Below are 12,605 nucleotides of genomic sequence, written 5' to 3' on the forward strand. Positions count from 1 at the left end.
TTGATCGTTTCTTCTCATATCTTGCGAGAGTTAACGAGAAGACTGGGCATAGGAGGGGATTGCAATGTCAGAGCTTCATCACGAGGATGCTGCCGGAAAGTTTCTCTTATCGTATCGGAAGGCGCAGAGCCATCATATGCCGATCAGTCATTTTCACAGCACGTTTGAAATCTATTATCTGATGTCTGGGCAGCGATCGTTCTTCATTAAAGATCGGACAATCGCGATGGAGGAAGGTGATGTTGTCATTGTTTCCCCGAATATTGTGCATCGGACAATCAATGCGGCCATGCCTGAACACGAACGTCTTATCGTAAACATTCTTCCGAGTTTTATCGGAATGACAGATTCCACTCTCTCAACGGTCCCTGATGTACTTCAGCCATTGACGGAGCGTGAATATCTGGTCGTCCGCTTATCGCTGCACGATCGAGTAACCATCGATGGATTAGCAGAAGCGATAATTCGCGAGATACGGGAGAAGAAGTCCGGATTCGAAATGTTCGCGCAGACGCTTGTACAGCAGCTGCTCATCTTGTGCTGTCGGCACGCTGAACAGGGAAGCACGACACCGGTCGCTTCGCCAAGCGCGATGCATGAGCGGATATCAGAGATCGCGCAGTATATCAATCGTCATTACATGGACGAATTGTCCCTTCAGCGGGTGGCGGATCAATTCTATATTAGTCCGTATTATCTCAGCCGTTTCTTCAAGGAAGCGACAGGGTTTACGTTCGTGGAATATTTGAATAGCGTTCGCATCAAGGAAGCGAAGAAGCTGCTGGAGCAGACACCGACGAAGGTTAGTCTAATCGCAAGGAAGGTAGGGTTCGGCAGTGTGACTCATTTTGGCCGCGTGTTCAAAGCGGTCACCGGTAGAGCGCCTTTATTTTATCGAAGCGGGCGGTAGGATTTCGTTTTTACTGAATCCAAGTGAAATTTACCCTGTATTTACGATATTTCTCTATTAACTAGTTAATGGATTCATTTATAATGAAATCGCTACCATTAGATATAGTAGAGGAAGGCGAATTCATGATGACAACGAACCGGAATGATAAAGTGAGTGAAGAGACTGGCTACACGAGTCCGTGGATAGTAGAGAGAGCGGATCCTTATGTATGGAAGCATAACGATGGAACGTATTATTTTACGGCATCGGTGCCTGAATATGATCGCATTGTTCTGCGGAAAGCCACAACGATTGAAGGTTTGGTCGATGCAGAGGAAACGGTCATCTGGCGCAAGCACGACACAGGAGAGATGGGCCATCATATTTGGGCGCCGGAGCTGCATTATATTGATGATAAATGGTACGTCTATTTCGCTGCGGGTAAAGCTGAGGAAATATGGGCCATCCGTCCTTATGTGCTGGAATGTGTAGATGCGGATCCAATCACAGGCACGTGGGTGGAGAAAGGGAAGATCGAGCTCGACTTCGAAAGCTTTTCCCTTGATGCGACGACGTTCAACCATAAAGGTGTTCAGTATTTGATCTGGGCGCAGTATAAGGGCGATGACAGCAACATCTACATGGCCAAGCTGGCGAACCCTTGGACGATTGTTGGTCCTCAGGTACTCCTCTCAACGCCGCAATATGATTGGGAAACGCAAGGTCACCGTGTCAACGAAGGACCTGCCGTGCTGGTACGGAATGGCCGAATCTTCGTTGCGTTCTCCGCGAGCGCAACGGATCACCGTTACTGCGTGGGCTTGTTGGAGGCATCTGAAGACAGCGATTTGCTTGATCCGAGCTCCTGGACGAAGCACCCGCTTCCTGTGTTCGAGACGAATGAGGAAACGGAGAACTTCGGTCCAGGTCACAACTGCTTTACAGTTGCGGAAGACGGCGTAACGGATCTAATCATCTATCATGCGCGTCCATATCGTGACATTATTGGCGGGGCGTTGTCCGATCCGAACCGTCATGCCCGTGTGCAGCGATTCACGTGGAATGAGGATGGCACACCGCATTTCGGCAAGCCAGGTAAAGCGGCAGCGGTAACCCAATAACGATTATAGAGACTTTCGAAAAGCCGTAGGGGTTAGCCCTACGGTTTTTTTGAATGCTTCATTAAAGGAATCGATGCTCCGATACCCGACCTGCTCAGCAATATAGCTCACTTTGTGGGTGGTGCTGCGCAGCATTTCGCAGCTTCGCTGGATGCGTACATTTTGCAGGAAAGAGCCGAATGATTGTCCGGTATGTTGGGTGAACAGCCGCTGTAGATGCCGAGCGCTCCAACCCGATATTCGGGATAGCTCATCCAGTGTGACGGTCGTATGGAAGTTCTGCTCCACATAATCGATGACCTGATGGAAGCCGGTGGTTTCCTCCTCGGCAGCACCTCGACCGTTGTCGCCATATTTGAGCCGATACACCGTGACGATAAGTTGACTTAGCAATGCATGAAGCATCGCCTGCGAACCAATTGCGTTCGTGTTCATTTCCTTATTCAGCTGGATCATAATGCGTTCGATCTCGCCTACCCGATCGAAGACGGAGAAGTAAGACGAAGTGTTGCCTCCCAGTGAGGATAGATGTTCTTGAATCGGTTGTTCCTGCAAACCTGACAATAGAGTGGCCAGCTGCATATCGAACAGACAGTTGTAAACAATCGGAGGTTTGCTTGATCGACCCGGTGTAGAAGGCCGGAACACATGGGACACACCGATCGGGATGACGTAGAGCTGCCCCTTGTGAATCGGAAACGTCTCCTGCTCGATATGATGAAAGCCGGTTCCTTCGGCCACGTAGCAATATTCGATAAAATCATGCGCATGGTAAGGGACGTTGAAATCTTCCGTGAACCGGTTGACGAACATGAGTGAATTGTTAGACAGAAAATGATTTTTCTCAAATAGATTGTCTGGCTGTTTCATGGAGAGGATGCTCCTTGGATTTGAATTAGGCTTATGACTAGTATAGCTTAGTTGGTTTATTATGTCCTTATGAAAAGGGTGAAATGTCCGTTGTGGCAGGTGTTACTCCTTGTGCAGCCTATATAATAGGGCTATATGAAACGCCAATATAGCCCGCTTCCGCTTGCGCGGAACGGATGAGGATGAGAGGATGACTTCTGAATGCAAACCGCATCGCAATGGATTTGGTACCCTGGTGATTTTGAAATCTATCATCATCTGCAGTTAAGCCTAAGGCGGGAAGAACGTGAATATCAATGGCCGGCCTTCTGGCGGCTGGATGACTGCTATCATAACGTAAGGTTCCGCAAGAAGATTGTTTGTGACGCACCTGAAGAAATGACCGTATTCGCCCATGGCGTCGGTCATGTCTGGGTGGACGGGAAGAAGCATCCGTTCAAGCATCCAATCATGCTAGCTGCTGGGCAGCATGAAATCGTAGTTCACGTAGCCCGTCCAGACGGTCTGCCATGTGTCTACGTGGAGGGTGCTGAGAGTGCAAGCGACTCGTCATGGGAAGCGAATGAATTTGGGCGAGAGTGGCTGCCAGCAGGATGTAATGGGCTGTATCTGAACCGTGAAGATGATCCCAACCATTTTACATTCCAATATAAGAAGATTGTGCCGGTATCGATTGAACGCAGGGCGGATGGCATTGTATATGACTATGGCCGCGAAACGTTCGCAGTGCTTGAATTCGAGCAGGTAAAAGCGTCGTCGGACATTCACCTGTACTACGGGGAATCGCTGGAAGAGGCATTGGATACCGAGCACAGCATTATCATCGACACGATTCCAGCGGGAAGCACGACTTATCGTTGTACGGCACGGGCATTTCGTTATCTATACATTCGGTGCGCAGAGCAGGAGACATTCGAGTTGTCGGCTTGGTATGAATATTTGCCATTCAATCGAATTGGCAGCTTCAACTCCTCGAACGAGCTGCTGAACCAGATCTGGGAGACGGCAGAGTATACGTTCCATCTGAACAGCCGGGAGTTTTTCCTCGATGGAATTAAACGCGATCGGTGGGTGTGGTCGGGGGATGCTTATCAGAGCTACTTGATCAACAACTATTTGTACTTCGACGCCGACATTACGAAGCGAACAATCATTGCGCTGCGAGGCAAAGATCCGATTGCGACTCACACCAATACGATTGTGGACTACTCGTTCTATTGGATTATGAGCGTGCATGCATATTATCTCGGGACGAAAGATCTCGAATTCGTATCGTTCATCTACCCTCGGATGAAGTCGATGATGGATTACTGCATCTCGCGGACGGATGAGGACGGATTCATCCGGGGCCGCGATGGCGACTGGGTATTCGTCGACTGGGCGGAGTACGATCGGACAGGTGCAGTATGTGCGGAACAAATGCTGCTGGCCGAAAGCTTAAAGGCGGCGTGGGCTTGCGGCGAGCTTCTCGGGAAGGGCGAAGCGGATTACTTGAGGCGGAGCGAGCAGTTGAAGGAGCAGATCAATGCCCGCTATTGGGACGAGGAACACGGTGCGTACATCGACAGTTTCGAGTCTGGTCGGAGGAATGTGACGCGGCATGCGAATATTTTTGCCATTCTATTAGGCATTGCAGATGATCGGCAGCGTGAGTCGATAATTCAGAACGTGCTGCTGAATGATGAGGTTCCGCAGATCAGTACGCCATACTTCGCGTTCTATGAGCTTGAGGTGATGTGCCAGACGGGTCAATTGGAGCATGTGACGAAGCTGATGGAGCAGTACTGGGGCGGCATGCTGGCGCTTGGGGCGACGACCTTCTGGGAGGAGTACAATCCGTCGGTTACGGGCCTTGATCATTATGGCATGTACGGCGACCGATACGGCAAGAGCTTGTGCCATGCTTGGGGTGCGAGTCCGATTTATTTGCTGGGACGCTATTACCTCGGAGTCTCCCCGACTTCGGCAGGTTATGATACGTTCGTCGTCGAGCCGAAGCTTGGCGGGCTGGAGCAGATTGAAGGCACAGTTCCGGTTAACGGCGGCGTGGTTGCGGTTAAGATGACTTCCGAAAGGCTGCATGTCATTACGGATAAGAATGGCGGCACAGTGCGGATAAACGGCAAGGAGTACTCGCTTCATAAAGATATGCCGTTCGTGTTGGAGATAGGTGGGCGGTTGGTCTAGAACGGCAACCGTTAGAATTCGTAAGCCTTGTTGCTGAGGCAGATAAGCACGCCGAGAACCGTTAGCGTGTTCGTGCTAGCAAACTGTCGTGATTATTGAACTGCATATGCGCAGCATACTGTACAAAGAGGATGTCCCCAGCTAACGGCGGGGACATCCTCTTAGCTTGATACTATCGTTTAGTTCAAGGCGAGCACTCTCACGCCATACGGCTCGATCGTCAGATCGCCTGCTTGAAGCTGTACGCCTTCAAGCAAATCCTCAGCTTTCTCCAACAGACGGGCAACCGCCGGCTCGCCCGAATAGTTGAGCAGGAATGCGAATCGGCGGTCGCCTTTCTCGCGGATTGCGATCTCCACCTGCTGGGGAAGCTCCAATTGATCGGCTGCTGCAGGCTGCAGACCAAGCCGGCGAATAAGCGCATTCGCAGCATCAAGGCTGAAGGCAGCGCCGTAATAGTACGCTTCGCCTTCACCATATGCATTCCGAGTGAGTGCAGGCTTGCCCTCGTAATAAGCGCTGTCGTATACGGCAACCGTTTCAACACGATCATTCGCTGGCAGGAGAATATCGTTGAACATCGTTGCTTGTACACTTTCGTCCTTGCCATCCGTCCAACGCAGACCTGGTACCTTCGACTTGCTCGTGAGCAGCGTGAATTCTTCTACCGTAATGCCGCACAATTCTGCGACTGGTCCTGGGAATGGCGCCATCCGGCAGTGCCCCTGCTTATCCTTATAGCCTGTACGTGCACCGAAGATCAGCTTTCCGCCGCCGGCGACATACTGCTTCAACAGTTCGGCCGTTTCATCCGTAAGAATCGCGGCATGCGGATAGATGAGCACCTTGTAACGCGTTAAGTTGCTTAGGCTGGTGTTTTCATTGATGTATAGATAATCGTGTGGCACATGGTTGAACTGCATAGCCTTGCTCCAGCTGTATACACTCTCGCGAGAGAGCGGGCCATGCCATACGTCCAGCTCGCCATCCCACTCGTTATCATAATCATGCAGGATCGCCACTTCAGCAGCGAAGCGGGACCCGACGATCGCTTCTCCGATACGCGCCATCTCGCTGCCGACTTTAGCAACTTCTGCGACACGCCTGTTCGGCTGATTATGGTAGTCGTTGATGCCGTGCCAGTAAATCTCAGTGCCGAACGTTGCTGTTCGCCATCTGAAATACAACAGCATGTCCGCTCCATGAGCAATCGATTGGTACGTCCACAATCGGATTTGGCCGGGCTGCGGCGTTGACTGCGCGAAGGTGACCCAGCCGCCTGGACCTGCTTGCTGCTCCATGATCGTGTAGTTCGGTGAGATGGAACGCGTCTTCGTCAAGTAATTGGAATAGATGCGGTCGAGAAGAGGCTGATCGCGATCATCGTCATTCCAGATTGATGTGAAGTTCGGATACGAATCGTAGGAGTAGAAGTCCAGCAGCTGTTCCGTCATCTTGTGGTTATCCAGATGCGGGAACATGCCGTTCGTCGTAATCCATTGGTTCGGCGCAAGCTTCCGGATGATATCGACCTGCACCTGTACGAACGAGATGCAGTTGTCCGAGATGAATCGTTTCTCATCCAGCGCTTGATGCGGATTGACAGTGCCGCGGGGCAGATGGATCTGTGACCAGTCTGAGTAGCTCTGGTTCCAGAATACCGTTCCCCATGCGGCGTTAAGCGCGTCGAGGGAGCCGTACTTGCCTTCCAGCCAGACACGGAACGACGCATCGTCCGCATCTGAATAGAAGCGATCGCCTTCGGCGTTCAGCTCGTTATCGATCTGCCAGCCAACCACTCCTGGGTAGTCTGCGTAGTGGCGTGCCATCGCCTCGGTTATTTTGGCACAATAATCGCGGTAGATCGGGCTGCTGTAGTTGTAATGCCGACGATTGCCGTGTCGATAAGGCACGCCTTCCTTGTTCACATTCAGAATCTCAGGGTAACGCTGCGTCATCCACGCTGGGGGCGTTGCCGTTGGCGTACCGATAATGACCTGCAGTCCGTATTGATGCGCAAGATCGATCGCACGGTCGAACAGGTCGAATTGGTACACACCTTCCTCGGGTTCGAACAGATTCCAAGCAAATTCACCCACTCGAATGATAGAGAAGCCGATCTCCTTCATCCGTTTGAAATCGTCAGCCCACATCGATTCCGGCCATTGTTCGGGGTAGTAGCATATGCCAAGCGTGAAACGCTCAACGGGTACGGTTTTTGCCATCGTTCACATCTCCTCATCATCGCATCTATTCCAATCATGCGGTATGTCCTCTACATGGCCTCATTATAGGAAGGACAGGTATTTGGTGTAAATAACGTGATTTTGTCGAAGATAATAGGTTTTTGAGATTCTCAACAGCGTACATATGCAATAAGGGAAATGATAAGCATGAATCAAAAAAGCAGGGCTGATGTCGGATCAGCTCTGCCTTTTATTTTCACAAGAGAAGAAGAATAAGTTCACGTGCGGTTTATACCGTCTTATGATGCGGTTTTATTTTGAAATAGATCTGATACGGTTCATAGCCCACATCACGAATCCGACGAAACTCGATCGCGGGGTTCTGGTTTACGGTTTTGAAGAAATATCGCCAGGCTCCCCATTCGCGTTCATTCTCCATCGTCAATTCTGCTGCTGGATCATCATGCTCGGTATAGAGTAGGCGCTCATCGTCGCAGAGACCAGCCAGTACCTCAGGACCATAACGGAATGCGCCGACGCTTGCATCGTCGGGCAGCGGGATGAAACGAATGCCGATCGGCAATAGGATGCTCACCTTGTCGCCGTCCTTCCACAGTCGACTGATCGTATAGAATTCGCTGCTATCCGCCGTGGTCCCCAGAAGTTCGCCATTCAAATAAATGCTTGCTTCAGACATGATCCATTCCGGAATTCTGAATCGTATCGGAAAGCTGCTCGGCACGGATACATGCACGACGCAATCGTATTTGCGATAATTCGGAATATTCTCATGCCGGGCTGTCGCTTCATTGATCGCCTGATAGCCGGCAATATCGGATGATTGCAGCATGCTTCCGCTCATTCGATCTTGTCGCAATACGAACTTGGCCGCTTGTCCATCAAGCAGGGCTTCCAGCTCCGTATCGAAGTACTGACATACATGAATGCCATCATCATCCGCCTGGTAAAAGAAATTCCGATTCAGTGCGGCATTCGCTTGCACCATAGTGCCGTGACAGCAGAAGAAGCTGTTCGTTTCGGTACTCCACTCCTTGCGCAAACCTGCTTTCATCGGAAGAAAATAAGTGAGCAGCCCTGTCGACGGATGATCGTGTTGTTTGCCAGTAACGCCATATTCTTGATAATAGGCTTGCGCCATGATTCCGTTGTATAGATTGTATTCGATATATTGAGCGTATGCAGGGTTGCCTGTATGCCGCAGCAGAAACTCCGCCAACCGCATCATATTGTACACCGTGCAATGCTCTTGATTCTTATCCCCTAGGCGGGCCTTCATCTTCATCTTCGGCATCCATACTTCACCGGAAGTTTGTCCGCCAGTAGCAAGATAGCCGCGTTCGGTTACCGCGCAATTCCAGTAGGCGCGAACGATGTCCATCCACTGCTGTTCGCCGGTTACTTCAAATGCCCGCGCGCAACCGAGCACTTCCGGAATTGTTGTGTTCGCATGCATATTCGTAAGCGGGTCTTTCCCTTCAAGCAGCGGTTGAAACAACCGACGACGATAATAGCGCTGCAGAAGAGTCTTATATTTCTCTTCGCCCGTAATTTGCAGAAGCTCTGCCCATACTTCAAGCATTCCGCCTGTTTCGGCATCAAGAATGTTGTCGAACTTTTCTCTGTCGAATGAGCTGCTCCACGCCAAGAACCAATCCGCAAATCGATCGGCCACTTCCAATGCCTGCTTGTTTCCGGCGTAAATGTGCATATCGACGAGGCCCATCAGAAGCTTGTGGAGGTTATATTGAGGCGCCCAGATGTCCTTGCCTTTCGCGATCCAATGGAGGTATTTCTCAGGAATTGGTCCAACCCATTGCCCGCCATTATCTTTCTGACATTCTGCAAGCTCTTGTACGATCAAATCTGCTTTCAGTTTCAACTCTGCATCGCCAGTCTCATCGTAACGGATGGCAGCGGCGGAGAGCCAATGACCTAAGAAATGACCGCGAAGCTGGCAAACAGGCGACTCCCAGCCCCCATGTGCATCGGGTGGAATCTCTCTTCCTGTATAACGGCCCGCTTCAAGTCGATAATTGAATAGCAAGTTATCGTTGGTTAGTTTCATCAAATAAGCTCGATTAGCCGTTTCTCTCCTACGCAGCTCGTTGTCCAACAAGTTGACTTGACGACCCCTCAATTCGTTCATGCAATATCACTCCTGTCCCTAATCGCTGTGTATGATTGTGTACGTCTTAACTAAGAGTGATTATAGGGATCAAGAATAACAAATTACATGATTTAACGTATGGAATTATTGATCTATCCTGAGGAGTAAACGTTGTCATCTGTACGACATTTCGTACATCCGCTAGAATGACATGGAATGTTCGTATTTCATAATTAGTTAAGAAAAATATCTGATGATAAAAATGAACCAATGAAGAGGTGATCGCGTCTATGCAAACATTCGGCTCCATCCTAACGTACGTAAGCAAGGGCGATGGAGGATATCTATCACCAGCAGATTCAAGAAGAACGGATGCTTTATACATTGCTGCAAAAGAAAACAGAGATGAACGGTTCACCAATCTCAATAAAGGGAAACCGATTCTGTATGTAAAGTGGGAAGATTCGGTCGAGAATGCACCGAACGCTCAAATGGGCTCACCCAGCTTATTTCGCAAACCGGACGGTACTTATGGATTGGTTGCATCCGAGAACAACAAGGGTAGCGGCATCTATTTGTGGGACTCCATGGATCTTATTGCATTCTCCAATCAAAGACGGATTGAAGTCAACAGGGACGGAGTAGCCTTGGAAGATCCGAAAATCGTATATGATGCGAGCTCGGATACCTATCAACTGTTCTGGAGAAGCGGCGGCGGTGAGGTTTCGTTTGTTTCGGTTTCGAATGATCAACTAACTTCCTTCGCGACGCGGACCGAGCATGAATATGGAGCTGCTGAGATGAAGGGAATTCTCCCTTCTAATGCATTGCCGAATGAAGCGTCCAAATTCGATGTGACACAGCAGGAGTATGAGCGAGTGATTCGGAGGTATGCACCTGTAACGAACACAGGTGTACAAGTATTGGAGGATATATCGATCAAGGCAGGAGAAAATCTGCCTTCGCTAATGGACCGAATCGAGCTGTTCTACAGCGATGGCTCGAGCAAATTTCTTGGTGTGAACTGGAATCTGGAGGATATCCAAGCGATTCAACCAACAGAGCCTGGAAGCTACAGGATCAGAGGAACGATTGTGCAGTCTGTATTTGAATATCCATTTATACAAGAACGGGCAGATCCCTTCATAACCTATAATCCAGATGACGGTTATTATTATGCGACAGGCTCTTATTATCCGGAATCCGATCCTTCTAATTGGACTGAGTTCGAGATGCAGGACATTGATTACGATAGAATTACGCTGCGACGAGGGAGAACGCTTGAGGAACTGCGCTCGGCAGAGGAGTTTGATGTATGGGTACCGCGTGGCGAGGACGGTTTTGTACCCTTCTTGTGGGCGCCTGAGGTCCATAAAATCAATGGCAAGTGGTACATTCTTGTTGGAGCTGGACAATCGGATAGCGGCAGACGCTGGTGCAGCACGATGGTTCTGGTTGAATACACCGGGACGCTCCAGGACATGCAGCAGGGCGGTATGTTGAGACGCAACAACTGGAAGCCAAGAGCAATTCAGGACTCCCCTTGCGGCTTTGACATGACATTCGCCGAGATCAATGGGACTGGGTATTACATTTGGCCTAGCAGATGCCAATTGTATATTCAGAAGGTAGATCCGATAGACCCGACGAAACGGATTGGCGAAGCAGCAGTTATCAAAGGCATTGATTGGCCGTTCGAATATGGCAAACATAACATTCATCATACCGATCAGGGAATCGTTGAAGGTGCTGCCGTGCTGCAATATGGGGATAAAATCTATCTAAGCTATGCAGGTGCTACGGTAGACCAATATTACTGTACCGCGGTCATGACAGCTGATGCGGGAGCCGACGTTATGAATCCTGATAGCTGGACACGTCCGACCTATGCTGCACTAAGTACGGAAGACGTGCTGGCTGTGGAAGGGATCAAGCCCCACTGCGGGCCAGGTCATAACTCCTTCTCTTTGGATGAGTATGGCAATCCCATTAATATCTATCATGCAAGACCCGTTCCAGATCCGCATGTCGGCGTTGGGGCAGGAGGGCTTCATGATCCGTGCCGGCACACGATGGTTCGACCGGCGCATATCGCCATTGATGGCACATTAATTCTGAATATGACGAAGGAAGAAGAATTGGCGCCGCAGAATAGGAATGTAGTGTTGACGGTCAAAGTAATTTATTGACGGTTGCTTATCGGAGTTGAAAATAATCAACCAAAGCTTTTAAACAAAGGTCCTCGTCCTTATAGCCGGGGACCTTTCGTTTTGCATGAACGCTATTGTTTCAAATATTGCTTAGGCGTCGTTCCGTACGTGCGCTTGAACATGCGGATGAAATAGCTGGTGTCCATCCCGACTCTCTCGGCCACTTTCTCTACAGCCATGTTCGGATAGTCCTCGAACAGCTGTACCGCGATGCGCATGCGCAGCTGCAGCATATATTGCTGCGGCGTCATACCGAAGCTCGCCACGAAGAGCCGGTGAAAATGCTGGACGGAATAACCCGCTGCCCGTGCGACATTCGTCATCAGCAGCCGCTCGTTATAGTGGTCGTGAATGAGCTTGACTGCTGTTTGCAGGGCGACATTTGATTGACTGGAAGTGATCGTGCTTTTACCTATTTTGCGGTCGGTGTATTGATTCTCAAGTATGCTGATCAGCATTCCATATATTCGCCTAGAGGATTCCCAGTAGGCGCTCTCACCACTTGAGTGGAGCAGATGCCACAGCGATTCAAGCTGCTCCCACAGCTGATTGAAGTTTGAAGCAGGGAGCGGGTTCAGCAGCAGTTCATTCATTTGTTGAAGCATAGACCCAGCTGCGGTGCCGTGGAAACCGATAAAGCCCAGATCCCATTCCTCGTTCGGGCTATCAGAATAATATTCATGCGGCGTATCGGCTGGCAGCAGCAGCAGCGTACCTTTCGACATCAGGATCTTCTGTTGACCGTCTATAATAAACACGCCGCGCCCGCTGCGCGATAAGAAAAGCTGGTGTGCTGGATAGCCTTCGGGCCGAGACAGATGCCGCTGAGCATGGTTGCCGATGACGCGCACATAGAGGGGCAATACCTGTTCGAGGTTCGTAAATTCTGCAAGCAGAAATGGCAGCATCGGGATACCCTCCATTCGTAATGTTCATATTGTACGATTTTGTGGAGGTAACGTTCAATGTTTATAATTGCGATGAAGGCTATAATCAAGTCATTAATGAGTG

General features: G+C 50.0%; 8 protein-coding genes. 4 read left to right on the top strand and 4 right to left on the bottom strand.

The window, feature by feature from the left end:
* Nucleotides 1–64: 64 nt before the first annotated feature.
* Nucleotides 65–910 (top strand): helix-turn-helix transcriptional regulator, encoded by an 846-nt coding sequence (locus H8B09_RS26580; RefSeq protein WP_191206622.1) that lies wholly within the window; start codon nucleotides 65–67, stop codon nucleotides 908–910.
* A 125-nt stretch (nucleotides 911–1,035) separates the two neighbouring features.
* A complete protein-coding gene (locus H8B09_RS26585) occupies nucleotides 1,036–2,013 on the top strand; it encodes a glycoside hydrolase family 43 protein (RefSeq protein ID WP_224754035.1) in 978 nt (325 codons plus the stop codon).
* Between the two features lie 3 nt (nucleotides 2,014–2,016).
* On the opposite strand, the gene H8B09_RS26590 is transcribed toward H8B09_RS26585, so the two are convergent.
* Nucleotides 2,017–2,883, bottom strand: coding sequence for an AraC family transcriptional regulator (locus H8B09_RS26590; protein WP_191206623.1), 867 nt, complete (start codon nucleotides 2,881–2,883; stop codon nucleotides 2,017–2,019).
* A 201-nt stretch (nucleotides 2,884–3,084) separates the two neighbouring features.
* Here H8B09_RS26590 and H8B09_RS26595 point away from each other — a divergent pair, with 201 nt between their 5' ends.
* Nucleotides 3,085–5,070 (top strand): alpha-L-rhamnosidase-related protein, encoded by a 1,986-nt coding sequence (locus H8B09_RS26595; RefSeq protein ID WP_191206624.1) that lies wholly within the window; start codon nucleotides 3,085–3,087, stop codon nucleotides 5,068–5,070.
* A 179-nt stretch (nucleotides 5,071–5,249) separates the two neighbouring features.
* Here H8B09_RS26595 and H8B09_RS26600 read toward each other — a convergent pair whose 3' ends face one another.
* Together H8B09_RS26600 and H8B09_RS26605 are read right to left on the bottom strand one after the other, a co-directional pair.
* Nucleotides 5,250–7,295 (bottom strand): beta-galactosidase, encoded by a 2,046-nt coding sequence (locus tag H8B09_RS26600; protein WP_191206625.1) that lies wholly within the window; start codon nucleotides 7,293–7,295, stop codon nucleotides 5,250–5,252.
* 250 nt (nucleotides 7,296–7,545) lie between these two features.
* On the bottom strand, nucleotides 7,546–9,423 hold the full coding sequence (locus H8B09_RS26605) for a beta-L-arabinofuranosidase domain-containing protein (RefSeq protein ID WP_191206626.1): 1,878 nt from the start codon (nucleotides 9,421–9,423) through the stop codon (nucleotides 7,546–7,548).
* A 251-nt stretch (nucleotides 9,424–9,674) separates the two neighbouring features.
* Between H8B09_RS26605 and H8B09_RS26610 the strand changes: the two genes are divergently transcribed.
* Complete coding sequence (locus H8B09_RS26610; protein ID WP_191206627.1) at nucleotides 9,675–11,573, top strand: family 43 glycosylhydrolase; 1,899 nt, start codon at nucleotides 9,675–9,677, stop codon at nucleotides 11,571–11,573.
* Between the two features lie 92 nt (nucleotides 11,574–11,665).
* On the opposite strand, the gene H8B09_RS26615 is transcribed toward H8B09_RS26610, so the two are convergent.
* Entirely contained in the window at nucleotides 11,666–12,502 is an 837-nt protein-coding gene (locus H8B09_RS26615) for an AraC family transcriptional regulator (RefSeq protein WP_191206628.1), read from the bottom strand.
* Nucleotides 12,503–12,605 lie beyond the last annotated feature (103 nt).

Origin of the sequence: Paenibacillus terricola (genome assembly GCF_014779765.1) — a bacterium.
GTDB lineage: Bacteria > Bacillota > Bacilli > Paenibacillales > Paenibacillaceae > Paenibacillus_T > Paenibacillus_T terricola.

Bases quoted from the DNA above. Each gene is read 5' to 3' on its own strand.
- H8B09_RS26580 (WP_191206622.1), top strand. From the start codon at position 65: ATGTCAGAGCTTCATCACGAGGATGCTGCCGGAAAGTTTCTCTTATCG.
- H8B09_RS26585 (WP_224754035.1), top strand. From the start codon at position 1,036: ATGATGACAACGAACCGGAATGATAAAGTGAGTGAAGAGACTGGCTAC.
- H8B09_RS26590 (WP_191206623.1), bottom strand. From the start codon at position 2,883: ATGAAACAGCCAGACAATCTATTTGAGAAAAATCATTTTCTGTCTAAC.
- H8B09_RS26595 (WP_191206624.1), top strand. From the start codon at position 3,085: ATGCAAACCGCATCGCAATGGATTTGGTACCCTGGTGATTTTGAAATC.
- H8B09_RS26600 (WP_191206625.1), bottom strand. From the start codon at position 7,295: ATGGCAAAAACCGTACCCGTTGAGCGTTTCACGCTTGGCATATGCTAC.
- H8B09_RS26605 (WP_191206626.1), bottom strand. From the start codon at position 9,423: ATGAACGAATTGAGGGGTCGTCAAGTCAACTTGTTGGACAACGAGCTG.
- H8B09_RS26610 (WP_191206627.1), top strand. From the start codon at position 9,675: ATGCAAACATTCGGCTCCATCCTAACGTACGTAAGCAAGGGCGATGGA.
- H8B09_RS26615 (WP_191206628.1), bottom strand. From the start codon at position 12,502: ATGCTGCCATTTCTGCTTGCAGAATTTACGAACCTCGAACAGGTATTG.